General features: G+C 50.0%; 26 protein-coding genes. 12 read left to right on the top strand and 14 right to left on the bottom strand.

All coding sequences use genetic code 11. From position 1 onward, the window contains the following. Positions 1-44 precede the first annotated feature (44 nt). On the top strand, positions 45-1,124 hold the full coding sequence (locus ACYX4J_RS03850; RefSeq protein ID WP_476177933.1) for a LacI family DNA-binding transcriptional regulator: 1,080 nt from the start codon (positions 45-47) through the stop codon (positions 1,122-1,124). Here ACYX4J_RS03850 and nagA read toward each other — a convergent pair. Further along, positions 1,121-2,251: an N-acetylglucosamine-6-phosphate deacetylase gene (gene nagA / locus ACYX4J_RS03845; RefSeq protein WP_476177932.1), complete on the bottom strand. Its 1,131-nt coding sequence runs from the start codon at positions 2,249-2,251 to the stop codon at positions 1,121-1,123. The genes ACYX4J_RS03850 and nagA overlap by 4 nt on opposite strands. Positions 2,252-2,283: 32 nt before the next feature. After that, a complete protein-coding gene (gene nagB-II, locus ACYX4J_RS03840) occupies positions 2,284-3,282 on the bottom strand; it encodes a glucosamine-6-phosphate deaminase NagB-II (protein WP_413663100.1) in 999 nt (332 codons plus the stop codon). Positions 3,283-3,544: 262 nt separating this feature from the next. On the opposite strand from nagB-II, the gene ACYX4J_RS03835 reads away from it, so the two are divergent. Together ACYX4J_RS03835 and ACYX4J_RS03830 are read left to right on the top strand one after the other, a co-directional pair. Next, positions 3,545-4,411 (top strand): DUF6279 family lipoprotein, encoded by an 867-nt coding sequence (locus tag ACYX4J_RS03835; protein WP_476177931.1) that lies wholly within the window; start codon positions 3,545-3,547, stop codon positions 4,409-4,411. Between the two features lie 191 nt (positions 4,412-4,602). Continuing rightward, positions 4,603-5,877, top strand: a complete 1,275-nt coding sequence (locus ACYX4J_RS03830) for an aspartate aminotransferase type Ic (RefSeq protein ID WP_444958506.1) — start codon at positions 4,603-4,605, stop codon at positions 5,875-5,877. Positions 5,878-5,961: 84 nt separating this feature from the next. Here ACYX4J_RS03830 and olsF read toward each other — a convergent pair whose 3' ends face one another. The 3 genes from olsF to ACYX4J_RS03815 form a co-directional block, all read right to left on the bottom strand. Then, positions 5,962-7,635: a bifunctional ornithine lipid synthase OlsF gene (olsF, locus tag ACYX4J_RS03825; protein ID WP_444907436.1), complete on the bottom strand. Its 1,674-nt coding sequence runs from the start codon at positions 7,633-7,635 to the stop codon at positions 5,962-5,964. After that, positions 7,632-8,423 (bottom strand): UDP-2,3-diacylglucosamine diphosphatase, encoded by a 792-nt coding sequence (locus ACYX4J_RS03820; RefSeq protein WP_476177930.1) that lies wholly within the window; start codon positions 8,421-8,423, stop codon positions 7,632-7,634. The genes olsF and ACYX4J_RS03820 overlap by 4 nt, the downstream gene beginning before the upstream one ends. A 311-nt stretch (positions 8,424-8,734) precedes the next feature. After that, the gene (locus ACYX4J_RS03815; protein ID WP_172975496.1) at positions 8,735-9,067 is read right to left on the bottom strand and encodes a DUF1820 family protein; all 333 of its coding nucleotides are present in this window, start codon (positions 9,065-9,067) and stop codon (positions 8,735-8,737) included. Positions 9,068-9,247: 180 nt separating this feature from the next. Here ACYX4J_RS03815 and miaB point away from each other — a divergent pair, with 180 nt between their 5' ends. From miaB to ACYX4J_RS03785, 6 genes are all read left to right on the top strand, one after another. Further along, complete coding sequence (miaB, locus tag ACYX4J_RS03810) at positions 9,248-10,615, top strand: tRNA (N6-isopentenyl adenosine(37)-C2)-methylthiotransferase MiaB (RefSeq protein WP_476177929.1); 1,368 nt, start codon at positions 9,248-9,250, stop codon at positions 10,613-10,615. A gap of 194 nt (positions 10,616-10,809) precedes the next feature. Beyond that, positions 10,810-11,865 carry a PhoH family protein gene (locus ACYX4J_RS03805; RefSeq protein WP_476177928.1) on the top strand — a complete coding sequence of 352 codons (1,056 nt, stop codon included), beginning with the start codon at positions 10,810-10,812 and terminating at the stop codon, positions 11,863-11,865. A 16-nt stretch (positions 11,866-11,881) separates the two neighbouring features. Beyond that, positions 11,882-12,352: an rRNA maturation RNase YbeY gene (gene ybeY, locus ACYX4J_RS03800; protein ID WP_476177927.1), complete on the top strand. Its 471-nt coding sequence runs from the start codon at positions 11,882-11,884 to the stop codon at positions 12,350-12,352. A 71-nt stretch (positions 12,353-12,423) separates the two neighbouring features. Continuing rightward, positions 12,424-13,320, top strand: a complete 897-nt coding sequence (locus ACYX4J_RS03795; RefSeq protein ID WP_413663108.1) for an HlyC/CorC family transporter — start codon at positions 12,424-12,426, stop codon at positions 13,318-13,320. 60 nt (positions 13,321-13,380) lie between these two features. Continuing rightward, the gene (gene lnt, locus ACYX4J_RS03790) at positions 13,381-14,946 is read left to right on the top strand and encodes an apolipoprotein N-acyltransferase (protein WP_476177926.1); all 1,566 of its coding nucleotides are present in this window, start codon (positions 13,381-13,383) and stop codon (positions 14,944-14,946) included. A gap of 114 nt (positions 14,947-15,060) precedes the next feature. Further along, complete coding sequence (locus tag ACYX4J_RS03785; protein WP_476177925.1) at positions 15,061-15,978, top strand: TIGR01777 family oxidoreductase; 918 nt, start codon at positions 15,061-15,063, stop codon at positions 15,976-15,978. Positions 15,979-15,988: 10 nt separating this feature from the next. On the opposite strand, the gene ACYX4J_RS03780 is transcribed toward ACYX4J_RS03785, so the two are convergent. The 3 genes from ACYX4J_RS03780 to ACYX4J_RS03770 all read right to left on the bottom strand — a co-directional run bounded on the left by ACYX4J_RS03780 (position 15,989) and on the right by ACYX4J_RS03770 (position 17,803). Further along, positions 15,989-16,402 carry a hypothetical protein gene (locus ACYX4J_RS03780; RefSeq protein ID WP_413663111.1) on the bottom strand — a complete coding sequence of 138 codons (414 nt, stop codon included), beginning with the start codon at positions 16,400-16,402 and terminating at the stop codon, positions 15,989-15,991. 172 nt (positions 16,403-16,574) lie between these two features. After that, the gene (locus tag ACYX4J_RS03775) at positions 16,575-17,156 is read right to left on the bottom strand and encodes a YdcF family protein (protein ID WP_444958513.1); all 582 of its coding nucleotides are present in this window, start codon (positions 17,154-17,156) and stop codon (positions 16,575-16,577) included. A 197-nt stretch (positions 17,157-17,353) separates the two neighbouring features. Beyond that, positions 17,354-17,803 (bottom strand): zinc ribbon-containing protein, encoded by a 450-nt coding sequence (locus tag ACYX4J_RS03770; RefSeq protein ID WP_108734284.1) that lies wholly within the window; start codon positions 17,801-17,803, stop codon positions 17,354-17,356. 161 nt (positions 17,804-17,964) lie between these two features. On the opposite strand from ACYX4J_RS03770, the gene leuS reads away from it, so the two are divergent. From leuS to holA, 3 genes are all read left to right on the top strand, one after another. Then, positions 17,965-20,562, top strand: a complete 2,598-nt coding sequence (gene leuS, locus ACYX4J_RS03765; RefSeq protein WP_444934024.1) for a leucine--tRNA ligase — start codon at positions 17,965-17,967, stop codon at positions 20,560-20,562. Between the two features lie 85 nt (positions 20,563-20,647). After that, positions 20,648-21,172, top strand: coding sequence for an LPS-assembly lipoprotein LptE (locus ACYX4J_RS03760; RefSeq protein ID WP_444896284.1), 525 nt, complete (start codon positions 20,648-20,650; stop codon positions 21,170-21,172). Between the two features lie 13 nt (positions 21,173-21,185). Continuing rightward, positions 21,186-22,190 (top strand): DNA polymerase III subunit delta, encoded by a 1,005-nt coding sequence (gene holA / locus ACYX4J_RS03755; protein WP_476177924.1) that lies wholly within the window; start codon positions 21,186-21,188, stop codon positions 22,188-22,190. Positions 22,191-22,282: 92 nt separating this feature from the next. Here holA and ACYX4J_RS03750 read toward each other — a convergent pair whose 3' ends face one another. The 6 genes from ACYX4J_RS03750 to ACYX4J_RS03725 form a co-directional block, all read right to left on the bottom strand. Further along, entirely contained in the window at positions 22,283-23,461 is a 1,179-nt protein-coding gene (locus ACYX4J_RS03750; RefSeq protein ID WP_475709513.1) for a hypothetical protein, read from the bottom strand. A 54-nt stretch (positions 23,462-23,515) separates the two neighbouring features. Beyond that, on the bottom strand, positions 23,516-24,001 hold the full coding sequence (locus ACYX4J_RS03745) for a hypothetical protein (protein WP_413665886.1): 486 nt from the start codon (positions 23,999-24,001) through the stop codon (positions 23,516-23,518). A 306-nt stretch (positions 24,002-24,307) separates the two neighbouring features. Further along, positions 24,308-25,153, bottom strand: coding sequence for a CsgG/HfaB family protein (locus tag ACYX4J_RS03740; protein ID WP_413663117.1), 846 nt, complete (start codon positions 25,151-25,153; stop codon positions 24,308-24,310). A 41-nt stretch (positions 25,154-25,194) separates the two neighbouring features. Continuing rightward, complete coding sequence (locus tag ACYX4J_RS03735; protein ID WP_444907428.1) at positions 25,195-25,596, bottom strand: curli assembly protein CsgF; 402 nt, start codon at positions 25,594-25,596, stop codon at positions 25,195-25,197. Beyond that, positions 25,596-26,024, bottom strand: coding sequence for a CsgE family curli-type amyloid fiber assembly protein (locus tag ACYX4J_RS03730; RefSeq protein ID WP_444907427.1), 429 nt, complete (start codon positions 26,022-26,024; stop codon positions 25,596-25,598). Before ACYX4J_RS03730 ends, ACYX4J_RS03735 begins: the two co-directional genes overlap by 1 nt. Before the next feature lie 4 nt (positions 26,025-26,028). Further along, complete coding sequence (locus ACYX4J_RS03725; protein WP_444907426.1) at positions 26,029-26,712, bottom strand: helix-turn-helix transcriptional regulator; 684 nt, start codon at positions 26,710-26,712, stop codon at positions 26,029-26,031. Between the last annotated feature and the right edge of the window lie 224 nt (positions 26,713-26,936).

Raw genomic sequence — 26,936 nt, 5'->3', positions numbered from 1 at the left:
GTCGATGCCAGCAAGGCCAAGGCTCAGATAGAACTAGTTGATGCATGAAAGTCACAATTAACGATGTTGCCGAGCGCGCCGGCGTATCTATCAAAACAGTGTCCAGGGTGATCAATAATGAGCCCTCTGTACGCGCAGCCACTCGGCAAAAAGTACTCGACGCAGTCAAAAGCCTGAACTACACACCCAGTCTGGCAGCGCGGAATCTGGCGGGGACACACTCCTATTCCATCGCATTTATTTATGACAACCCTAATGCCCACTACGTTATCGATATGCAAAACGGCATATTGGAAGCCTGCAGAGCAAAAGGGTATGAGCTACTTATCCATCCTTGTAATTCAAAATCTCCAGTTATCCACAGCGACCTAAATAAACTTGTCGAGCACGGCAAAGTAGCCGGATTGGTCCTGACCCCCCCTTTTTCAGAGTCACCTTCTTTTATCGATATGCTCCAATCCATGAATGTGGAATTTGTGCGAATTATTTCCTCCACCAATACAGAGAAAGCAAAGGGAAAGTCTATACAGATTGACGACCGCCAGGCCGCCTACAATATTACCCAGCACCTACTTTCACTCGGGCACAAGCGTATCGCTTATTTAAGCGGAGGCGAGGAGCACCTTTCCACATTGGGGCGCCAAAATGGATACAGCCAGGCACTCGAAGATGCAGGAATAGCAGTGGACCAACATTTGATTGTTGAAGGGAAATATTCATTTGAATCGGGCGAGATCAATGCAAGAAAGATCCTCGACAGCGACAAACCTCCCTCAGCAATATTTGCCGCTAATGACGAAATCGCAGCGGGCGCTCTATTTGCCGCCCGTATGTTAAAGATTGATGTTCCCGGGCAAGTCTCTATCGCAGGATTTGAAGACAGCCCATTTTCTCGACAAACCTGGCCCAAACTTACAACCGCACACCAACCCAATCAGGAAATCGCCCGCTCGGCAGCAGAATTACTGCTTGAGAAAATTCAGTGTAAAAGTTCAAAAGAACTTAATGGTTCTGGGCAAGAGGGTGAAACGTACCGTAGCTTCACCCCCGAGTTAATTATTCGACAATCCACTGGCCCCGCGTCCAAACAACCCCTTCAGCTTAAGAGAGATCTGGAAAGTTAATTCCGTCGATAAATTTCACGCCCCAGGCTCCAGGTCCTATTCACTTGCAGATCCTCACCTAATAAAACCATATCCGCTCGGGCCCCTTCAGTGATTACACCTGCTCCCAGACCAAGGAACTGCGCCGGATACAAACTTGCCATGCGCAGCGCTTCCGGCAATTCAATCCCACACCTGTCGCGGATATTTTTAACCGCGCCGATCATATCCAAGTGAGAACCCGCTAATTCTCCGGTACTGGAGGTCAGTTTATCCCCTTCTCGTGTAACCACTCGATCAAATAGGGGAAAACTGGTGGCATCACTGCCCACTAGCGACATTGCATCGGTTACCAGTAACAACTTACCGCGAGGTTTTGCTTTCAAAGCTAACGCCATAGCGCCGGTACTGACATGGTGGCCATCGGCAATTAATCCACACCAGGCATCTTCCCGGATCAGAGCTGTCCCCACCATACCCGGCTCACGCGAATGAAGCGGGGACATTGCATTGTATAAGTGGGTAAATCCTGTCGCTCCAGCATCCAACGCAGCTTCAACAACTTCAGCATTCGCATTCGAATGACCGAGACAAACATGAACCCCCAGGGAAACCAACTTTCGGATATCGGATACCGATACACACTCTGGCGCCAGAGTGACCAAGCGGATTCCCAGGTCTTCCCGGGCGTAGAGGGAAAGCTCCTCATGACTCAAAGAGCGGATAAACCCTCCTTCATGGGTACCCTTTTTGGCCTCACTTAAATGCGGCCCCTCAAAATGTACTCCAATCACACCCGGAACACCGCTGGACAAGGCCCCACTTACCGCATCGGCTGCCCGCTGCATCACTGGAAAGCTATCCGTAATCAAGGTGGGCAGGAAAGCACTGGTGCCAAACTGACTATGGGCTTCGCTTATTTGCTGAAGCGCATTAACTGAGGGCTCCTGATTAAACAGTACACCACCGCCACCATTGACCTGGATATCAATAAAGCCCGGCACCAACAAACCCGGTAAGCGCTCAGCATCGGAACTCACACCCCCACCCACTGCGGAAATCAGTCCGCTATCTCCAATGGTGATAGCAACATCTGCAAGTATGCGCTCGCCATCAAATAGCTTTTCAGCAATCAGGATAACCCCCACTTCCCCCTCCCAAATACTAATTTCTGTTTTATTCAGACTGTCTGAGTAACTTTCTTTAAACCCGCCGGCTCATCGGGATTAATCCCCCGACTTACCGCCACGTGGGCCACATCGATATAAAAACGCTGCAACAGCGCCAGTGGAGCCACCCTCGGGTGAACCCCCTTACTCGGCACATGCAAATTAATCAGAGCCGCCCCACGCCGCCGAATTTCATCGATCTGTTGGCTGTGTGTGGGGAATGACTCATCCTCGATTGGAACATTCACCACTGTCAATTTCCCTTCCACCAGCGTAACGGGGCCGTGCAAGAATTCCGCACTGGAATAGGACTCCGCATGGATATTGCAGACTTCTTTTAACTTCAGCGCCAGTTCCCGGGTAATCCCATAACCGGGACCCCGCCCCAAAACTACCAGATTTTGTACCGAGGCCAGGTTTTCCGGACGCAATTGAATTTCTGCCCGCACCGCAGATCTCAAAGTTTCCGGCAACTTTTCCAGAGCATTACAAAGAGCGGGATCCTGCGTCCAATTGGCGACCATCTGCAGTATCGCAGATAGGGTCGCCAGATAACTTTTCGTAGCTGCAACCGCTTTTTCCGGGCCAGCCTTTAAAGGAATTACCAAGTCAACCACATCTTTAATCGGCGCATCTTCATCGTTAAGCAAAGCGACTGTATAAGCCCCCTGCTCTCTCGCCATGCGGGCCTGGGTCAGAATATCTGGGCTTCTGCCAGACTGGGAAATGACGATAACCAGGGCCTCATCGAGCTTTAATTTGCGACCATAAACACTGGAGACCGACGGTGCGGCAGCAAAAGTAGGGGTACCAGTTTCAATCTCTATCAGATACTTGGCAAAGACGCCCGCATGATCAGAAGAACCCCTCCCCACAATCATCACAAAACGAGGAGGCTTCTGGCGCAGCCGCTCTCCCAGATGAGACATTATATTGGCATTGGAATGCAGCTGTTCAGCAATCCTATCCGGCGCCTCACGAGCCTCAGCCTCCATGACCGTGGTAACCATAATACTTCCTACCTGACTCACACAAAATATGAACCCAGTTCTCACATTAATACCGAGCTCCATCAATCAGTCTATGCCCAGCAGTACTTCACCTCAGTTAATTGACGCCATTAATCATCCTGCTTTGTTTTCAAACGCCCGCTAGCACGCCAACCCGATACCCCATTACTGTCACAACAAAACTGGAATTGGGTATACCTTTTTAATCTATGCTTAAGGCACCCCTATCAGTCGCTGCCGATCATATCTACAGGAAGGATCAATGCCCCAAACCCCGGGCAGTTGCACCACACAAAAATGGCGTTTAATCATTCTCCTTGTAGTTGCGAGCTTACTTAGCAGCTGCTCCAGCATTCAATTCGCCTATAACAACATTGATTATTGGATACGCTGGAAGCTTCGTGACTATGTCGACTTAAATTCCCAGCAAGAACTGGAGTTTCAAGGGGCTCTTAACAGCTTTTTTCACTGGCACCGCCAAACACAGCTACCAAAATATGCCGATTTCCTGAGCCAACTGGCAGATAAAGTAGATCAAGGTCAACTTGAGAATCCTCAGCTGGCTCCGGTTGAAAAAGAGGTGTACCACTTCATCGAAAGCGCCAGTAACAACGCCTTCAACTTAATGCTTCCTATTGTGGCGCAGTTAACGCCACAACAGATTGATCGCCTGCAACACAACTTGGCCAAAAAGCAGCAGAAAACACTGGAAAAATGGCAGCGCTCGCCGTGGAAAATACAACGACACCGCGATCGGCAAATTCGCCGGGAGAGCAGGCGATGGCTGGGAAGTTTAACCGAGCAACAAAAGCAGCTGATCTCAGCCTGGGTAAAGCAGGTAGAGTACAACCCTGTATTACGTAACGAACAACATATGATTTGGCAGCAACATGCCATTGAGCTTCTCCGACAGAAGCCTGATGGATACCAACAACAGTTGCGCGGTCTGCTGGAAAACCCAGACCAACTTTGGTCCGACGAATATCGCAAGGCGCAAGAGCAGCGCAAAATCCAAGCTCGCGAACTGGGAGAACAAATTCTGTCCAGTACCAGCCCCACACAACGTCGTCACCTAAGCAAAACTCTGCGCGACTATGCCCAGGACTTCCGCTCTCTATCCAGCCAATAATCAGACGCCCAGATCCCAACACCACCGCCAAGCTAATGAACGACATGAGAGCTCAAAAAGCTAGCGTATCCAGGATAAATTCCACGCAATAGATTCAAGAGAAACTAATAATCATGTGTGATTTCCTGCTGACGAAAGCAACCTAAGGCTGATAAGCTCGCCAACTCACATTACCAGCCAGGGGAATTCAAGTGCATATCGAATCCGCCACACAGGAACAATTGATCGAGTGGGAAAAAGAATTAAGCGCTCACTACAACAAGATCTGTCAACACGAGTTAAGCCTGGATATCACACGTGGAAAGCCCTCGGCGGAGCAATTAAAACTTTCCGATAAACTTGATGGAATTCTCTCCGGTGACTATCGAGCGGCAGACGGTACCGACACTCGCAACTACGGTGGCCTAATCGGTCTGACCTGCGCAAGGGAGCTGGGAGCCGAAATGCTTCAAGTGCCGGTCAGCGAAGTGATTGCCGGAGGCAACAGCTCTCTCACACTGATGTATCACGCCCTAGTCACCGGTTACCTGTTCGGCTTTGCGGGCACTACCCCCTGGCGCGAATTAAAAGCTCCCAAATTTCTCTGCCCTGTTCCCGGCTATGACCGCCATTTTACGATCTGTGAGCAGCTGGGTATCGAGATGATTAACGTGCCCATGGGAGAGCAGGGGCCCGACATGGAGCTTGTGGAAAAGCTCGTGCGTGAAGACGCAGAGATTGTTGGTATCTGGTGTGTGCCCAAGTTTTCAAATCCAACAGGAGCCACTTACAGCAAGGAAACTGTAGAAAGATTGGCGCAGCTGGGACAATTTGCCGGCGCCGGCTTCCGGATATTTTGGGACAATGCCTATTCGGTGCACGACATTGGCAACTATGTAAATCTGCCAAATATTCGCACAGCAACCCTGGAAAATGATACTGCAGACTCCGTAATACAGTTTGCCTCAACTTCAAAAGTCACCCACGCTGGCGCAGGCGTTGCGTTTGTGAGCGCCAGCCAGGTAAATCTCGATTCCCTCAAAGGCCAAATGCAGGCAATGACCATTGGTCCTGACAAAGTCAACCAATTGCGTCACTCGAGATTTTTTACCGAATACACCAGCCTGACAGAACACATGCATAAACATGCAGATATTCTTCGCCCGAAGTTCGAGTGTGTTCTGGAGCATTTACATAATGCCCTCACCGATGCAGATATGGGTACTTGGGAAAAACCTGAAGGAGGTTATTTTGTTTCCTTTAATACACTTCCCGGTTGCGCAAAAGCAGTGGTTAAAATGGCTGCGGATGCCGGAGTAAAATTAACACCTGCCGGCGCTACCTTCCCTTATGGCAAGGACCCTGAGGACAGCAATATTCGTATTGCACCCAGTTTCCCACCGCTGGAAGAACTGGATACCGCAATGTCTGTTTTCGTCCTCTGTGTCAAACTGGTGAGCCTACGTAAAAAGCTTGGCAAAATTTAACCATCCAAAATGCCAGGTGAGATTTCCTGAATCTTAAAAAAAGGCAGCTTTACGCTGCCTTTTTCATAAAGAGTCACTTCTAAGTCAGCTGGATAAATAACGTTTAGCAAACTTCTCGTCCACTTTTGATAAATCAACAACGACCAGCCCATCCACAGCATCGCAAAAATCCGGGTCAATATTAAAGGCGTGGAAACTGGTCCCTCCCGTTTTAGTAACAGAGGCATACTTTTTAAATAGGGGAGGTAGCATAACGCCCTCCTCACGCAAAATATGCTTCAATTGACGCATATCTGACACCGAATCCCCAAGTAATTCAGGCAGTTCAGATTGTGCTTCCGGAAATGGCAGTCGAGCATCCCCCAAGGAGTTTTCAGGAGCAAAATAATGGGAAAAATAGCGCACAATAACGGACTTCGCTCTCACGGAAAATGTACCGGGCATAGACACTGGGCCAAATAGGTAGCGTACCTTATTGCGCAATACCCACTGTCCAATAGCACACCAGAGCAGGTCTAACCCGCGCCCTCTCCAATATTCCGGCAGTAGGAAGCTACGCCCTAGCTCTGCAGAATCTGGCAGGCACTGCCGAGGAGGCTGCGGGTAATTAAAAAGCGTACTGCTGTATATCTGATCATCCGAGAGCGCCTCGGTCGCTGCTATGCGGTAAGCTCCTGCAATCTGTCGATTTTCTGCATCCCACAACAATAGATGGTCGTAATGAGCATCAAACGCATCCCAATCCCGGCTCTGCCCGGTCCCTTCCCCCACTGATCGAAAGGCAATCTCCCTCACTCTGGCCAATTCCCGCATGACGGGGCAATCTGCTTTCTGCCGATATAAACGCACAGAAAAATTACCCAGTTCAGAGAGTGATACACAGGACTCAACCACTCGCGCTACATCGACTTTTGGCTCAGCTTCAACAATTAATTCCGGCCCCAGAGGGGCGGGCGAACGATGTAATTGGTAGACATGTTTACGCCACAGGGCAGCCTTGGCGCGGGGTGTTAGCGGCCAGCTACGAAAGTGTTCCGCTTCCAGGGGACGTCCTATACGAATATCGATACTGCGGCTGGCCTGTTTAAACATCTCCCTAATCAACCATAAAGTCGAGAGAGGCTTGTTCAACATTGAGAGGCCATAGAACCACCAGGAATTCCTCCCTAAAACCTGCACCGGCAATATCGGCGCATTGGTTTTTTCCGCAAAACGGGCAAAGCCTGAATTCCAGCGTCCATCCCGAACCCCATGGGGGGTGAGCCTGGATACTTCGCCCGCCGGGAAAATGATGATCGCTCCCCCGTCACCTAAATGGCTATAAATACCTTCAATATCGGCTCGACGGGTACGCCCATTAAAGTTATCTACGGGCAATAAACAGGGGCGCAGGGATTTTATGTTCCATAATAGTTGGCTCGCGACAGCTCGAACATCTTTCCGTACCCGCGCCACCATATCAATCAGAGCGAGACCATCCAGGCTTCCTAAGGGGTGATTAGACACAATCACCAGCGGCCCACTAGTGGGAACCCGAGCCAACTCTGATGGATTTAATTCGTAGCGAAAATTCAAGTCATCGAATACCTGGCGAATAAAATCCAGGCCGCCAAGATGGGGGTAACTGCTGGTAAATTCCTGTAGCTGCTCCTCACAACAGATTTTCTTTACTGTGGCAGAAACCAATTTTCGCGTGGTTTTTTGTGGTGCCGCGCTGTACCAGGCGTTTTTCTGCAAAAGAGTCTCAAGATGAATCATGCCGCAACCACCTCTGTCATTATGCTGGCAATTTTTGGAGTCCGATACCAATGTAAAAGATCTAAATTGCCATCCTGTTGTTCTACAACCGCACTCATAGAATCGACCCAATCACCACAATTCGCATAGGTCGCAGTATCCCCACACACTGTTTTATTTCTAAGGGCAGGCCTATGGATATGGCCACAAATAACACCATCGAATCCCCGCGATATCGCTTCACGAGTGGCGACATCCTCAAAATCACTCATCATTTGTCGAGCGGCACCCACACGATTTTTTATCTGGCTGGCCAGCGACCACCAGGGCTTATTAAATCGATTGCGCCAATAATTGATCCAGCGATTAAAGCGCAGCATCAGGTAATAACTGCGATCGCCGATATGGTAACTGATTGGATGTATTTTAATTCGGTGTTCAAACTGATCGCCGTGGGTTACCCAAAAGCGGCGCCCATTAGAAGCAGTGTGGATATAGTCTTTTTCAATTCGGATATTGCCGAGCCGCTTTCCGGCCCAGCTGCGCATTGGCGCGTCGTGATTTCCAGGAATATAAATGACTTCAGGCGTCAGGCTACTTAATTCGGAAAGCATTTCCAGTAGCAGCGAAGAGGCCTGACACCATGTACCTCGTCCTTGAGCGAGTGCCTGCATATCAAAAATATCCCCAACCAGATAGACCGTATCGGCGCGATTCTGAGCCAGAAAATCTGCAAGTCGATGGGGCTCACTGTCTCTGCTGCCCAAATGGACATCGGAAATCCACAGTGCGCGATAGCGATTGCTCATAGCAAAGTTCCAGTCTGTACCAGTTATCAGCCCATAAAAATCAGGGCAGATACGCGGCAAAAATATAGGTCGTCGCTTGAGCTAACTTGAGAAAAATCGATAAATCCGTATTTGCTCTCTTGCTAGCAAATTGAGATCAACTAAATACAGAACGGCGTTGATCGTCAGCGCAACCACTTTGCAGCGATTTGATGACAGTCAGGAGGATTTTTATTGAAGCTTATATTGCAGAGGAAAAAAAGGTGCAGCGGATGATTTTGGCGCTAAAAACCGGGCATAGAGCCCGGCCTGATTCAGAGTAAAAATAAAGCTTACTCTGTGTCCTGGGGATGACGGATAGGCGGGGCAAAAGGAAACTTGGCAACTTTGTCACCCTTTACTTCAACAATCTTGCCGGTGCCCTCTTTTTCCACTTCATCAATACGCACGATGCTGTGCATCGGAATATAGGAACGGGTTACCGAAGCAAATTCGGTTTTCAGCTTTTCCTCACTGGGATCGACCACAAGCTGAGCCTTTTCCCCAAATACAAACTCCTCCACCTCGATAAAGCCGTACATATCACTTTGATAGATGGCCCGAGCGTAGAGTTCGTACACTTGGTTTTGATTGTGGAAAATAACTTTATAAATCGGGTTGGCCATAAGTCTCTCAGGATGGGGATGACCCCGAAGCTCAAATTGATCAAAGAACGGGCAAAGCCCGAAAAAGCGCGCAAGAATAGCACAGGTTCGCAACAGCTAATATAGCCATCTATGCAGTGCCGGGTCGTATCGCTATAATGCCCCACCCTAATTGTTGACCAGTTTTTAACCAGGCGCGATATGTCCGAAACATCGGTGAAAAAGCTATATATTAAGACCCACGGCTGCCAAATGAATGAGTACGATTCCGCGAGGATGCGCGATCTGCTCGGCGAGTCCCACGACATGGTACCTACCGACGATCCCTACGAGGCGGATGTACTATTGGTCAACACCTGTTCTATCCGCGAGAAAGCCCAGGAAAAGCTGTTCCACCAGCTGGGCCGTTGGAAGCACCTGAAGGAAAAAAATCCCGACCTGGTGATTGGTGTTGGCGGCTGTGTAGCCAGTCAGGAAGGCGAGGCGATTGCCAAGCGCGCGCCCCATGTAGACTTGATCTTTGGCCCCCAGACCCTGCATCGCCTGCCGGAGATGATGGAGACCAAGGAGCAAAAAAGCGGCGCAGTTATCGTCGATGTGAGCTTCCCGGAGATCGAGAAGTTTGATCGCCTGCCCCAGCCAGAGGCCGACGGCGCCACTGCATTTGTCTCTATTATGGAAGGCTGCTCCAAGTACTGTACTTTCTGCGTGGTTCCCTACACCCGTGGCGAAGAAGTCAGCCGCCCTGTGGCCGATGTACTCGAAGAGATCGCCCACCTGGCAGACCAGGGTGTCCGCGAGGTGAACCTGCTTGGGCAAAACGTAAACGCCTACCGCGCTACGGGAGAAGATGGCCACGAAGTAGATTTCGCCGAGCTGATCACTTATGTGGCAGCGATCGATGGCATCGACCGCATCCGCTATACCACCTCTCACCCTGTAGAGTTCTCCGATGCGCTGATCGATGTCTACGGACAGGTGCCAGAACTGGTTAGTCACCTTCACCTGCCCGTACAGAGTGGCTCCGACCGCATTCTGATGGCAATGAAACGCGGCCACACCGCCCTGGAGTACAAATCCAAGATCCGCCGCTTGAAGAAAATTCGCCCGGATATCTGCCTGTCTTCAGACTTTATTATCGGCTTCCCCGGCGAAACTGACAGGGACTTTGAAGCGACCATGAACCTGATCCAGGACGTGGGCTTCGATATTTCCTTCAGCTTTATATATTCCCCTCGCCCAGGCACTCCGGCTGCCGACTTGGCCGATGACACCCCGGAAGAGGTGAAAAAGCAGCGCCTACAGCTGCTGCAAGCGCGGATTAACCAGCAGGCTGCAGCTATTGCCCGCCGCATGGTTGGCAACACCGAGCGTGTGCTGGTAACCGGCGTTTCCAAAAAGGACCCCGGACAGCTGCAAGGCCGCACCGAGAACAACCGGGTAGTCAACTTCCGTGCGGACGATCTCGCCCTGATCGGCAAATTTGCCGATGTTGTGATTGAAGAGGCCCTGCCAAACTCCCTGCGCGGTACTTTAGTCACATCTGAGCTGGAAGAAGACCTGTTCTAAGACTTTGTGATTACCTCAAATAGCGGCAAGATGTACTTCGAAAGCACATCCTGCCGCCAAATTAGGCTCAACTTACCCCCCAAATTACGCCCCGTAATTAAAATCAGGTAAAGTTAGAACCTATTTGTAGGAATCACCTCTTTCCCCTTTAGGGAAAATGGGTATACCCTAGCAATATAACCCCTGGATTAAAGGTGCCGGAAACCAATTTGGAAACACAAACCCTCGCTCACAGCATCACTCTCGAGCCCAACGACGCACGCCGTCTCGCCAATCTCTGCGGTCAGTTCGACCAACACCTACGCCAAATAGAACAGCGCCTGGATATCGAAATTCGAAATCGTGGCAACCAGTTTTCATTTTTCGGCGATGCCAAATCGGCGCGTGCCGCTGGCGAACTACTCAGTAGGCTCTACAAGGAAACCGGTACCAAGGACTATCTCACTCCAGATGAGATTCACCTGGCTCTGCAGCAGGCGGGGGTTGAAGAACTCACCGGCCAAGATGGTAGCGGTGACTCCAGCGAAGCTGACCAAGTAGTACTGATTCGCACTAAGAAGTGCTCGGTACGCCCCAGAGGGCTCAATCAGCGTAAATACGTTAGCGCTGTGCAGACCAATGATATCAATTTCGGTATCGGACCCGCCGGTACCGGTAAAACCTACCTGGCAGTAGCCTGTGCTGTGGAGTCTCTGCTCAAGGATGAAGTTGAGCGAATCCTCCTGGTCCGCCCCGCCGTTGAAGCCGGCGAGAAATTGGGCTTCCTGCCCGGTGACTTGAGCCAAAAGGTAGACCCTTACCTCCGCCCGCTCTACGACGCCCTCTACGAAATGCTCGGTTTTGAGACTGTTGGCAAGCTGATCGAGCGCAACGTTATCGAAGTAGCTCCCCTTGCCTATATGCGCGGGCGCACCCTAAATAACGCCTTTGTTATTCTCGATGAGAGTCAAAATACCACCCGAGAGCAGATGAAAATGTTCCTCACGCGGATTGGCTTTGGCTCAACCGCCGTAATTACCGGTGACCCCAGCCAGGTCGACCTGCCCCGTGGCCAAGCTTCCGGTTTGCGCCATGCTGTTGGAGTACTGGGGCGGGTTAATGGAATCAGCTTTACCCACTTTGGAGCCAAGGATGTGGTTCGCCACCCCCTCGTGCAGCGCATTGTGGAGGCCTACGATATTCATGAAGCTGAGCTGGAAATGGCCTCGGCAGATCGAATTTCCAATAAAGCCGATGAGAATGCCGCTTAGAGTCCGCACCTGAGTTATGACTGATTTAACACTCGATGTGCAGCGGGTCAGCCGCTGCCACGACACCCCTTCCGATGAGGCTATCAGCAACTGGGTATCCAAGGCTTTGACCGGCCACCGCAACGAAGCGGAACTGTCGGTGCGAATCGTGGACGAAAGTGAGAGCCAGGAACTTAATCACCAGTATCGTGGCAAGGATAAACCCACTAACGTTTTATCCTTCCCTACAGATTTTCCTGCGGAGCTGGATCTCCCGATGCTTGGAGATCTTGTGATCTGTGCCCCAGTAGTTGAACTGGAAGCGGAGCAACAGAGCAAATCACTATCGGCGCACTGGGCACATATGGTGGTCCATGGCACACTGCACCTTCTAGGTTATGACCATATCGAAGATGCAGACGCTCAGGTTATGGAAAGCCTGGAAACGAAGTTGCTCGCCAACCTCGGCATTGCAGACCCCTACGCCCCACTGGATGAAGTGGGATGATAGCCGCTGTACCACCGAAGTAATGGCAAACTGCTACTGAATTTTATCTACAAACGAGAGAACCCCGGAGCATGGCCACTTCCATGACCACAGACGAGCCCCCAAGTAGTCACTCAGCGAGCAAATCCCGCGCGAGTGAAAAAAGTTGGCTGGAAAAGCTGTTCAGCGCCTTTTCAGCTGAACCCAAGTCTCGCGACGAATTATTGGACATCATTAAGGACGCCGCTGAAAATCAGCTGGTAGATGCTGAAGCGCTCTCTATTATCGAAGGCGCACTGGACGTTTCCAGCCAGCAAGTCCGCGAGATTATGATTCCACGCTCGCAAATGGTTGTGGTAGGCCTTCACGATAAGCCGGAAGAGTTCCTCCCCAAAATTATTGATTCGGGGCACTCCCGATTCCCTGTCGTCGGCGAAAGTGTCGATGATATACGCGGGATATTGCTCGCCAAAGACCTGCTCCCTCTCCTGTTGAAAGGTTTCGACGGATTTCAGCTCGAAGACCTGATCCGCCCAGCCAATATTATTCCCGAGAGCAAGCGCCTCAATATCCTGCTGCGCGAGTTCCGTGAGAACCGCTACCATATGGCGGTCGTGATAGACGAATACGGCGGTGTATCCGGTGTTGTGACTATTGAAGATATCCTCGAGGAAATTGTCGGTGAAATCGAAGACGAGACCGACGAGGAAGAAGCGGATAGTTATATCCGTAAAGTTGGGGAAAACGATTTTATCGTTAAAGCTCTGACTCCCATTGAAGAGTTCAATGAATTTTTCGAGAGCGCCTTTAGTGATGAAGAATTCGACACTGTCGGCGGTCTTATTATGCAATCATTCGGCCATTTGCCGGGCCGTGACGAAGTCACCCGACTGGGTGACTTTATGTTCCGGGTACTCTATGCAGACAGCCGCCAGATACACCTTTTGCGGGTTGCCCATATGCGCAAACCGCCAGAAGAAGACAGCTGAGCACTGCAAGCTTTAACACACTGATACCCTTAGAGAACGGGGTATCCTGACAACAACTTTATGCGCAGATTATTTTCTCCTCTCGCCAGCGTTGTAGCTGGCGGGTTGATGACACTTTCATTTGCCCCATTTAACTATTGGGTATGTGGCCTGCTGTCCCTGACACTATTCGCCTGGATTCTGCTCTCTGCAGCCAAAGGGCAGGTGCTACCGGGTCGCAAAAGCTTCTGGCTCGCCCTCTGCTATGGATTGGGCCTCTTCGCCAGCGGGGCTTCCTGGGTCTACGTTTCGATTACAAATTTTGGCAACTCATCGGTGCCATTAGGACTGGCCCTCACCGGAAGCTTCGTCGCTATTATGGCGCTGCTGTTAGCCGCGCCCTTCTTCATTCTGGGCCGCTTCACAGATAATAAATTCAGCTTCGCTCTGGCTTTTGCCGCATTGTGGTTTATCAGTGAATGGCTGCGCAGCTGGGCCTTTACCGGTTTCCCCTGGCTCTTCGCCGGCTATGGCCATACAGAAACCTGGCTAGCGGGCTGGGCGCCGATTTTGAGTGTCTACGGCATAGGCCTGCTATTGGCATTTACCGGCGCAGTGCTGGCCCTGGTTGTCAGTGGCCGCCTATCCCCGCTCAAGCGACACAGCCATATCATTCTACTCACTGCGGCACTGGCCCCCTGGCCAATAGGAGCTGCCCTCTCCCAAGTGGAGTGGACCTCCGCAAAAGGTCCTCTTATCAGCGTTGGGCTGGTGCAGGCTAATATTCCTCAGGAAAAGAAGTGGTTGCCAGAGTTTCGCGGGGAAACTATCAGTCGCTACCAGGAGGGTACTCGCGCCCTTAGCGATCAGGATGTAGACGTTATTATCTGGCCCGAAGCCGCCCTGCCCATGCTCTACGGGCAAGCCCCCAACCTTATGCAGGCGCTGCAACGCAATGCTGAGACTACCAACATCGATTTGATCACCGGTATTCTCTATGACACCCGGGGTTCGGCACAGGAGCGGCCGAGTATTCACAACTCCGCCGCTGTTTTTGGCCAGAGCCCCAGCGTGTATCACAAGCGCCACCTGGTCCCCTTTGGTGAGTATGTACCGTTAGAGGATTTTATTCGGGGCACTATCGAGTTTTTTAATCTCCCCACTTCCTTTATCCGCTCAGGCCCGGACGAACAATCGCCGCTCAATGCTGCTGGTGCAAGCTGGGCGCCGCTTATCTGCTATGAGATTGTCTATCCCAGGCTGGTTGCCGACTCAGCACTGTCTTCCCAGGTTTTGCTGACCATTAGCAATGATGCATGGTTCGGGACCTCTATTGGCCCCTTACAACATATGCAAATGGCGCAGATGCGCGCTTTGGAAACTGGTCGCTACCTGGTGAGGGGGACAAATACTGGTGTGACGGCAATTGTGGACCCCAAGGGGAAGGTTATTAAAAAACTCCCCCAATTCGAGCGCGCGAATATGACCGGGGATATCAGAGCGATGAGTGGCGCCACTCCGTTTATGCTAGCCGGCATCTCATTGGTATTTGCCTTGGCGCTCCCAATGCTGGCCCTGGCCCTGTTTTTACGCCGTAGGGTGGAACCCCAATCCAACTCCCCTCTCAGTGGCGAGCTACCCGATTAAAACAAGCCCTGTGGCAACTCCCTGCCGGGGTGGCCATCGGTAAGCTACCGCCACTGAATATCACTGCTATGCTCCATTCAATTTTCTAGCGAATATAAGGCAAGGTGATTCCCCATGCATTGCTTGATTAGCGGTGGCACCGGGCTTATAGGCAGACTCTTTTGTCGACGCTGGCTGGAGCGAGGCAATACTATTACGGTATTAAGCCGACATCCGGACAGGGTTCGAAACTTATGTGGCGAATCAGCCAACGCCTGCCGCGATCCCGCAGAGGTAAACCAGCCCGTAGATGTCATTGTGAACCTTGCCGGGGCCCCCATCTCCCGTCGCTGGACAGAAAAATATCGCACTGAGATTCGCAGTTCACGACTGGACACAACAGAGAAGCTGGTTCGCTGGACCCTGGGCCAAAGAGACAAGCCATCCTACTTCTTGTCCGGCTCCGCAATCGGCTATTACGGCAATCGCGGAGGGGAGTTACTGAAAGAAGACAGCGCTCCAGGAGGGGGCTTTGCCGCACAGCTGTGTCGGGACTGGGAGGCCGCCACGCTCCCGCTGCAGCACTCTGGCGTTAAGGTAGGCATTATCCGCACAGCTATCGTTCTCTCCATGCGCGGTGGCGCCCTTCCCCAAATGCTGCCACCATTTCGTTTCGGGCTTGGCGGCCCCATGGGCTCGGGCGAGCACTGGATGAGCTGGATTCACGAAGAAGACGAAGTCGGACTGATATTACACGCCATCGACAATCAACTTTGCCGTCCATTTAACGGAAGCGCACCGGAACCTGTAACCAACAACAGCTTTGCCCGAATCCTGGCCAAAGAGTTGCGTCGCCCGGCGTTTTTACGCTTACCGGCCTGGGCTTTAAAGATAGCTTTTGGAGAGATGGCTGATGAATTACTGCTAGCCAGTGATAGGGTCGAGCCCTGTACAGCACTGGAAACCGGCTATACCTTCCAATTCCCAACTCTGGAGCAAGCCCTCTCAGACCTGCTCAAGGGTGACGGCGCTACCACTAAAGCCAGCGCCTGAACAAATGAATTTAAGCGGCGGCCATATCGCTTTCGAGTGCCTGGGCTAAGTAGCGCCGGCTAGATTCGCTGGTCACCAGATCGCCATGGCACTCCATTGGCGCAGACCCCACCCACTGGGCATGCCAGCGATACCAATGGGACTCCTCAGCTTTTGAACGCAGCTCGATAAACTCCACTTCGGCGGGAGCAAAACCGAACTCCCGAACTATCTGCCCGGCAAAGGTCTCAAAATTTTTACTGAGTTGGGCGCCGCTATCGCCACCGGCACACAGAAAAACCAGTGTGCGGCCATCTTGCTCAACCCGCTTGAAGCCAATCCAAACAGCCCGGTTTAACCGGTTATGCAACTGTATCGGAGAGAAAGAAAGTGGGATGCCCTTCATCATAAGGTTATCTCGATTATTGTTATGTTTCTTATCCACAGCCGCTACTCCATATAAAAAGGTAATCAATGGGTATGTCCTGTGGCGCCAGTCATCCTAAGCCCGGTACAACTAGCAATCAAGAGCTCTCAAACATTTGGGCTCGACGCCTGATCCCTCAAATCCTGTAGGCCTCTGAGATTACATTTATCAAAAAGTTCCTTATCCATCCTCAACATTTTCTGATGGACGGTAGCGAACTCCACCGATACCAGATCCGTGCCAGTATTTCCCGCCAGTAGACCTGGGTCCTTAGCAGGGAGACAGCATTGGGCAACCAACGCCCCACACCTGTCTGAGCGCGGGGCATCAACTCTCCGGCACTCCCAACCGGCAGGGGCTGTACCTCTAAGCCAGCGCGGGTAAAAATTTCCGCTGCCCGAGGCATATGCCACCAGTGAGTGGCCAAAAAAACCGACCTCACGTTAGCACTGTGCAAAATATCAGCACTATTTACTGCATTCTCTGCAGTAGTACGACTGCAATCTTCACGCCAAGTGACCGGAGTGGAAAACTCCTCCTCCAACAACGCAGCCATTAAATCAGACTCTGCCAGCCGCTCTCCGCTGTGAACCCGACCGCCAGATACCAGAATCGGTAACTCTTCTGGTGCTTGCTCGACAGCACCGGCAACTCTTTCAAGACTCGCCGCAGAGAGTCTCTCCCTATTCGAATACCTGTCGCGATAACGCCCTGCACCAAGGATCACAACAGCCTCAGGCCTTATATGGGGTTGATAAGGTACTTTTCCCAATCGATCCCCAAGCCAGGATGAGAATGCCGGGGTCGCCCCTAACCAAAGCACACAAAAGGAAATCACAGCCAAGGGTAGAGAGCATCTCTCAAGCAGGGACCCGGATGAAGAGAATCGCAAAAGGAATGCAACCAACAGCCCCAACAATGGGGCTGCTGGAGGCATCAGAAGCGTGGCCGCCGCCGTATAGAGCCCATTCAATACTCGAGACCACCCTCAATCTGACGAAAGCATCCATAACCACACCGGTGGCAGGGAGTAATCTGGGTATTTGCCGGCGGCATAGCTCGGTATCCACAGCCCAAACACTGCAACTCCTCATCCGGCCCTACAAACTCGCCGGCCAAAGCCCAAGGCTTGCCCTCTTTGATGCATCGCATTAAGTTTGGCCAGGCGGTTTCTGTGGGGTCCGCCGCATCCAGCAGCCAATCACCACTGCGCTCCTCCAGGGTCTTCAATTCCCCACCTAGTCCCCGGATATAGTCAGCAGCCCGATGCAGGTCATCTTTCAGCCAAGCGCGCAAAAATGCCATCTTATTGGCGGTGAGATTCTCAACAGCCAGCTCACCTTCGACCAAATCTTCAAAGTCTTCGCGAAACTCATTAATCAGATCGTCCTTCGGCGGCAACTTTGGTTCCTTCGTCACGGTATCCCTCCTATAATCCCGCGTTTACGCATCGTAAAAGATGCACTGGGAGCGAAACTTGATCGCGATCAATCTTTACCGATTGACAAGCGTTCACATCCCCCAATAAACACTGAACAGTTTCCCGCAAATTTTGATCACAGAGTATAGGTCCCGAATCGATGGAAGAGCAGTACAACCCCTCCGCAGTCGAAGCTTCCGCCCAGGAATTCTGGGAGGCCGAGAAGAGCTTTGAAGTAAAGGAAGACGCCGGCAGGGAAAAGTTCTACTGCCTATCCATGTTCCCCTACCCCAGCGGCAAGCTACACATGGGGCATGTGCGCAATTACACCATTACCGATGTAATTACTCGCTATCAGCGCATGCAGGGCAGAAACGTGTTGCACCCGATGGGCTGGGATGCTTTCGGTCTGCCGGCAGAGAATGCGGCCATCCAGAACAAGACCGCTCCAGCCAAATGGACCTATGCCAATATCGAGTACATGAAAGGCCAGCTCAAGGCTCTGGGTTTTGGCTTTGACTGGTCCCGCGAACTGGCCACCTGCCAACCCTCCTACTATCGCTGGGAGCAGTGGTTCTTCACCCGCCTCTACGAAAAAGGCCTGGTCTACAAGAAAAACTCTGCAGTGAACTGGTGCCCCCACGACCAGACAGTACTGGCCAATGAGCAGGTAGAAGATGGCGCCTGCTGGCGCTGTGGCACTACCGTTGAGCGCCGCGAGCTGGCCCAGTGGTTTATCAAGATCACCGATTATGCCGAAGAGCTGCTCGAAGACCTGGACAAACTGCCCGAGTGGCCCGAGCAGGTGCGCACCATGCAGCGCAACTGGATCGGCAAGAGCCGGGGAGTAGAGCTGAGCTTTGCCCTGCCCAAGCCTATTGCGGGCATGGACCACTTCGATGTGTATACCACCCGTCCGGATACACTGATGGGCGTTACCTATGTTTCCCTCGCCGCCGAGCACCCCATCGCTCTGGAACTTGCCGAGTCCAACCCCGAACTCAAAACTTTTATCGCCGAGTGCAAAAAGCAGTCCCTATCCGAAGCCGATATGGCCACGATGGACAAGAAAGGCATGGATACCGGGCTCAAGGCGATTCACCCCATCAGTGGTGAAGAAGTCTCCGTATGGGTGGCTAACTATGTTCTGATGGATTACGGCTCAGGCGCGGTGATGGCAGTACCGGCACACGACCAGCGCGATTGGGAATTTGCGCAAAAATACCAGCTGCCCGTTATCCAGGTTATCGAGGCTGCCGACGGCGAGTCCATCAACTTGGAGAAAGAGGCCTATACGGAGAAAGGCAAACTGGTGAATTCCGGCAGTTTTGACGGCCTGGATTTTGATGGCGCCTTTACTGCGATCTCCGAAGCGCTGATTGCTGCAGGTAAGGGTCGGGTTAAGATCAACTATCGCCTGCGCGACTGGGGTGTCTCCCGCCAGCGCTACTGGGGTGCGCCCATCCCCATGTTCAACCTGGCCGACGGCGGAGAAATACCAGTACCCGCAGACAAGCTGCCGATCCTGTTGCCGGAAGATGTCGAGCTCGACGGCGTTCAATCACCTATTAAAGCCGACCCCGAATGGCGTAAAGACGAACTCAACGGCACTCCCGTAGAACGTGAAACAGATACCTTCGACACCTTTATGGAGTCCAGCTGGTACTACGCCCGTTATACCTGTCCCGATTTTGAAGAGGGCATGCTGGACCCGGACCGCGCCAACTACTGGCTGCCAGTGGACCAGTATGTCGGCGGTATTGAACATGCCATCTTGCACCTTCTCTACGCGCGCTTCTTCCACAAGCTGATGCGGGATGAGGGCCTGGTCAATAGCGATGAACCCTTCAAGAAGCTGCTGTGTCAGGGCATGGTGTTAGCCGAATCCTTCTACAAGGAAGAACACGGCCACAAGACCTGGATCAACCCCGCCGATGTGGACGTCGAGCGCGATGACAAGGGCAAGCCGACCAAAGCGATTGAGCGAGCCACCGGCGAAGAGATTATTGCCGGCGGCGTGGTAAAGATGTCCAAGTCCAAGAACAATGGCATAGACCCTCACGCTGCGGTTGAGGAGTACGGTGCCGATACCGTTCGCCTGTTCACCATGTTTGCCGCCCCTCCGGAGCAGACTCTGGAGTGGCACGATGCCGGTGTGGAAGGTGCCAGCCGCTTCCTGCGCAAACTCTGGAAGACCGTTCACGCCCATATTGCAGCGGGCTCCAGTGAAGCACAGATCGACCAGCAGTCCCTCAATGACAAGCAACAGCAGCTGCGCCGCAAAACCCACGAGACCATCCAAAAAGTGGGGGATGACTATGGCCGCCGCCAGACCTTTAATACCGCTATCGCAGCAGTAATGGAATTGCTCAATGAAGTCGGCAAGCTGGCAGATCGCAACAGTGATCAAGGACTGGCTGTAGAGAGAGAAGCCCTACAGACCGCCGTCTTGCTGTTGGCTCCGGTTACTCCTCATATCTGTCACCAACTGTGGCAGGTGCTAGGGAATACCAGTGCCCTAATCGATTCTCCTTGGCCAATGGCAGATGAAAAAGCACTGGTGCGCACCTCGATTACTTTGGTCGTCCAGGTCAATGGCAAGGTACGCGCAAAACTGGATGCGCCTGCTGATGCAGACAAAGAGAGCCTGGAAAAACTCGCCCTCGCCGATGAGAACGTTCAGAAATTTATCGGTGAAGCTACGGTGCGCAAAGTAATCGTCGTTCCTGGCAAGCTGGTTAATATTGTCGCCAAGTAGAGACCCGCAATATGATGCCGGGAGTTTCACTCCCGGCTCACTTAAGTCAGCTCGCTGTAGCCGACAAGACCAAGGCAAGTAGTTTATGAAAACAATCGCAATTCGAGCCTTTATTTTTCTTCTCGCTATCACTATTGCCGGTTGCGGCTGGCATCTAAGAGGCGCCCCTAAGAATTTTCCTCCCGGTAGTACACTCTATATATCCACAGTAGACCCTCGCAGTGATATCGCAGATCAATTAACTCGACTGCTCAATAATGCGGGGGTGCCTATGGCGGAATCACCTGCAGAAGCTGACTATACACTCATCATTCACCAGGAAACCGAGAGAAAACTAACCGTAGCTGTAGACTCTGAAGGGCGAGCATCTGAATACGAATTAATTACCAGTGCAATCTATAGCGTACGCACAGCTTCAGGCCAAGTCCTCCTAAATAAAGCACAGGCAGACGTTTACCGCACCTTGGAGTGGGATGTCGATGAAATTGTCAGTAAAAGTGAAGAGGAAAATACCTTACGCGCGGAGATGCAGCGGGAGCTTATTGGGCGCATTATCGACCGCTTACGGCGTATCGATGTGAATGCTTCATTAGAAGAAAAGAGCTACTAGGTTAGTTTTATTAATGCGCGTTAACCCCCATCAATTATCGCAAAATCTAAAAAAGGGCCTATCGCCAATTTTTATTATCACTGGTGATGAGCCCTTAATAGTACAAGAGTGCTGCGATTTAGTCCGCTCAACAGCGAAAAAGCACGGTTTCACCGAGAGAGAACTTATCCACGCAGAACATAATTTTGACTGGAGCACGCTGGTTGCTTCAGCCGGAAATATGTCTCTTTTCGCAGAAAAAAAACTCGTCGAGCTGCGTTTACCCGGAGGTAAACCGGGGGATAAGGGCAGTAAAGCCCTGCAAGAGTTTGCTTCATTGGCGAGTGAAGATCTTTTGCTTTTACTGGTATTACCGAAACTTGATAAATCGCAACTCAACAGCAAATGGGTCAAAGTCCTAGAACAATCAGGAGTACTGGTTCAGGTATGGCCTGTGACGATTCAGGAAATGCCCCGCTGGATCAACCAGCGCCTTGCATCTGCAGGCCTCTCAGCCGAACCAGAAGCAATACAAATCCTGGCAGAAAGAGTAGAGGGCAACTTACTTGCCGCAAGCCAGGAGATAGAAAAACTTAAGCTTTCCAGCCCCGGGCAAGAAATCACCCGGGAAATGATGGAGCATAGTGTTACCAGCTCCGCCCGTTACAGTGTTTTTGACCTAATTGACACAGCACTCTCTGGCAACTCAGCCAAAGCAGTCAAAACACTCGACGGATTGAGGGTCGAAGGTATTGAACCACCCATTGTACTTTGGGCAATAGCAAGAGAAATTCGCACTCTTCTCGACATCATGGAAAAACTGGATCAAGGCCAACCTCTAGCGAGATTGGTTCGGCTGCAAAAGCGACAGCCATTGGTCCAAGGAGCCCTACACAGACTTAATAGGAAGCAACTGGAAAGCTTATTAATTCGCGCTCGGGCTATAGATGTCTCTATCAAAGGTGGTAGTGGGCAGCAATCTCCATGGACAGGGCTATTAGAGCTGACTCTCAATTTTTGCGGGCAGAGAACCATTTAATCAATCTAATCTTAGAGAAGTCTCTGCAGCTATTTTATACACAAAAAAACCGCCCAATAGGGCGGTTTCTTCATGCCTGAGTCTTTTCAGAATCAGTTCTGAGTGATGGTGGCAACGTTGCTCGCACCAACCTGCTCAATGCTCGCCATATTGTATGCACTGCTCTGGCTAACAGTAGCAACATTCTCATAGCCTCCCTGTCCAACATGAGCGGAATGCTCATAACCAGTTTGAGCCACAGTAATCAGGTTATCGCCACCAAAGTCTTGGTGAACATCTGCCAGGTTCAAATCTCCCGCCTGATCAATATCTACAGTATTTGCAACACCAGCACTGTAACCATAGGCATAGTTGCTGTTGCCTGTCTGATCAATATTTGCCAGGTTTGCATCGCCATACTGACCGAAGTCAGCACTATTCATGTCACCGGTTTGAACAAGATTAGCAGTGTTATCAAAGCCGGATTGAGCCATATAACCCAAGTTATTGGTCTCATTCTGGGTGATATTGGCAACGTTGTTAGCACCTGATTGGTAACCAAAAGCAGCGTTAGCATCACCTTGCTGCAGGATAGTAGCGGTGTTGCTAATGCCGGATTGAGACAGGTCGAGCAGGTTAATATCACCGCTCTGCATCAGATTCGCAGTGTTCTCGGCACCTGACTGATAAACAGTACCTACGTTGAAGTCACCTACCTGACCACCTACAAAACCGTCAAATGAGGAGTACCAGGTGCTGTTCCAAACACCATTGTTGTCTCCTACCTGGGTACTAACGAAGTAGTTGCCATCACCTTCCTGTTGCAGAACACCCATGTTGTCATTGCCGTCTTGATACATATCGGCATAGTTAAAGTTAGAATTAGTATATTGATCCAAGTGGATCATATTCTCACTACCAAACTGAGCGGCATAGGCGCTATTGTAGGAACCGGTCCACTGGTGGATAGTTCCATTGTTGCCTTCCCCATCCTGGTAGGTCAAAGCTTCACTGCCCATTTGATCTGTTTGACTAGTGTATGCTGCGTTGCGATCGCCAAGCTGGGTCTGGTCAATGTAGTTATCATCAGCAGATGCTTGATATGCACTAGCTACGTTATCGTTACCCTCTTGCCACTGATAAGCAGCATTATTATTAGCGGCAGATACCTGGGTAACATCAGCATAGTTATTGTCACCGACCTGTACCTGATCACCGTAGTTATTGTCGGCTACAGCCTGGCCTGCGCTAGCAATCAAAGCAATAGCAGCAGCAAGTGTAATCTTTTTCATTTATCAATCTCCCTCGGAATAAAATTATAAATACAAGTAAAATAGTGCAATGCCTTAATCGTACTGCACCAGTTGCACCGCATGGTCGTCACCGAACTGCGCGACATAACCAAACAATCCATCACCATTTTGAATAATGTTTGCAGAATTTCCGTAACCAACCTGGCTAATTAAAGCCACATTATCTACGCCATTCTGTATCGCTGTAGCTTGGTTGTAGGCTCCTGACTGCGATATCGCAGCATAATTAGAATCGCCTGTTTGTTGCACCAACGCTGCATTGGAGCCACCCTCCTGGATCAGGACAGCCTGGTTGTAAAGACCAGACTGGGTAACTTCAGCAAGGTTGTAATCACCTACTTGTGAAACCTGGGCCAAGTTACCCGTAATTGAATCTTTTCTTAACAAAAGAAGATCCAGAGCACCCTGCCCAGCAGACAATTCATTGTGGTCATCTAAATCAGAAGCCCAGCACACCGAAAGCGGTAAAACCAGAAACAGAAATAAAATTGCCGTTACTCGTTTAGCTGTAGCAATCACCAACCACCTCTCCAATAAGAACGGTTAACAACTATAAGAAACAACATGGACACTATAGGTAAAAAAAAATATATCTTAAATCAGAAGAAAGATTACATTTAACCGGAAAGAGTAAGAAGAATGTAAAACTTTTGTATTAAGGTGGTGATTTAAATCAAAACACACAAAAAATAAAACAGTTCAATCCCACCAAATTACACACACAAACATGAAAACACATAGATATAATTTAATAAAATTCCATTTCACTAAATTACATATACCCCTAAATGAACATACCAATAAATTTAAATATCCGCTAAAGATTTATAATATTTTTACTGGTGTCGCAGAATATTCACTGAGGACAGACATAGGGTATTGGCTATTATCTTCCAATGCCCACAAATTAGCATTAACCCCCTGGGATATAAGATGAATTACCGCCGACTCTATCGCAGAAAGAACACATAATTGAGCTGGATCGTTAGTGGTCATCCCAGCCTCTATTTCAAGTAAGCGCTTATATTCCACAAAAGTGTAAACATCGCCTTGAACTTGCCTCGACAAGATTTTCTTGCTCGTTAAAACACTACTTAGAACTCGTCCACTTCGGACATCTACCGCACGCAGGTTTACAGTAACCTCATCTACACGATATTGTTCAGAAATACCGATACCGAAGTAACGTGCCCCCGCACCCCCTGTTTTGATGTTTGTATCGTAACCGACTATTCCACCCTCTAACATAATATTGGCTGACATAAGAGAAGGCAGATCGAATACAGGACTGGCAGGATTGTCCTGTTCTTTCAGTGCAGCTCTAATTATTTTCCTTTCGGTTAAGAGGTTTTGTAAACCCTCCCGCTCAAGAGTCACAAACCACCCAGATTCATTCAGAACCTGAACCAGCATAGCTGCAGCCCCTTGAGTCACTGCGGTCGAGAATGAGCTGGAGGGCGCTGGCCGATATTGTCCAGTTTGATCACTAAAACCGTACACTGCTGCAACTATTTTCCCTCTAGGGGCAGGCAAACTGACTAAGTCAGAATAAGTGCTCATTCTATCCGTTAAAGTTGCCTTTTGTTGTCCAGGGCCGAACAACGCCTCCTTAACAGAACTACACCCACTAATACTAAAAACAATAATTAGAATAAATATTCTCGATAACATCGCACCACCCCACAAAACCTAAGCTTGCAAATATAATTTTATTAGTTGCTTGGATTGAGACCTACAACTACAATTTCAGATATTTCACCCGTAACAGCGTCGGTGATGGTTATCGTCAATTCACCATCAATATCAACAATATTTACGATATAGTCATCAGTTACCAAAGTACCATCATTACCATTTCCCACATCTGTCAGCAGCTGTGAGAGCAGACGAGATTCTAGTGTGTCAGTAAATCTATCCAAGGAAGATGAATCAGAGTACGGCGAATCCTTAGCATCAGGATCTTTTTTACTGTTCTGTGCACTAGCATTATTCAGCAAATAATTACCATTAAGAGGATTACCTCCAAACGATGGATTCACAGGTGTGTACACCAGCTCTGTTGCAAACACCGAGCCAGAAAATAATAAAAAAGCCGTTGTAAATAAAAATCTCATTATATTTCATCCCCCGCCAAATCAACATTTTGAGACAAAAGATCCTGCAACCTCTGCTGCCTCACATTATTATTTATTTGCGAAGCAGCCTGCTCGACAATTGCACCAAACTTTCTCCGCCCAGGATAAATGACAGTCTTAAAGACTTGCTTGCTCTCAAAGGTTACCCAAACAACACTGCCCCACCTTGCCGAAGGCCTTTCATGCACGGTCAGGTTGTAGTCGAATCCTGTCAAATTAGTTGTTATATAAATTGATAGCGATCTAGCAAACTCATGACCTATACCGCTTACCGTATTATCAATTACCAATCCAGTAAGCAGGGATTCCTCAGAGCTTTGATCACTTGTTTCTTGAGCGTAACTTTTGTGAACGATACACGAAAGCGCAACTGTTAACACAGTTGCGCACAAAAATAGTGATTTCATAATATTACAAGTTTTGACTGGCCCAACTGCTTGCTTCTAACCGATTCTTACAGCCTATTTTTCTATAGATCTTATATAAATGACTTTTAACGGTGTGCTCACTAACACATAAGGTTTCGGCTATATTTGCATTGGTATTACAGTCACAGATCAACTGTAAAATTTGCCGTTCTCGCTGCGTGAGGTTTGAAGCCTTATCGCACCACTTTTTAGGCTTTCTGTGTTGCCTGAGAAAATTATGGAGAACATCTCTTGGAAACCAGTATTCTCCCGAGAATATCCTACCCAACCTCTCCATAATGACTTTTGCTTCGCACTCGGAGGGTATTAACCCCAGAACTTTTTCCCAATGCAGAACAAAATCAATATCGGCCTTCTGATCGACATTGATTAATACTAAGTTGGGAGGTGTGGGCAGGGAGTGTATCTCCCTCAAAAGATTCTCGAGATCTGAAGAGGATACATCGGCACAATCAAGAAGAAGGTATTCGGCCTTAATACCACTTAGGGATGAAAGTGTCGAGCGCTGAAGGATAGCGCAGGTAGTCTTAAACTCATCTTCAATTCGCCCTGCAAATATTGAGGATTGAAGATTGATGCATGCGGTTAAAAAGGCAACTGTAACCCCTGTTTTTTCTAACTTAGGGCTAACAACCTTTAGCGGTGCATAATCCTTATGCAAATTCATCTGGGTTCCCCCAATGTGCAGTCCTTTTATGTTTCAGCCTGTTACCAGCCTAACTATTTTTTATCAATTTTCCGCGCTCATCTTACGCTGTGAGCTAAATCTATTCGATCAACTCATTAACTGCAACCGGTAGTGATCTAGATATCAAAAATTCAATCTTAAGTGTGCCAACTTGGTTCTCTAATACCATTTTGTAATACAAAGGTATCATGGATCAGTAAACT

This window comes from Microbulbifer sp. ABM4_008, assembly GCF_056311705.1.
Note: the sequence above shows the minus strand (reverse complement) of the source record. Positions and strands in the feature narration are given on the sequence as shown.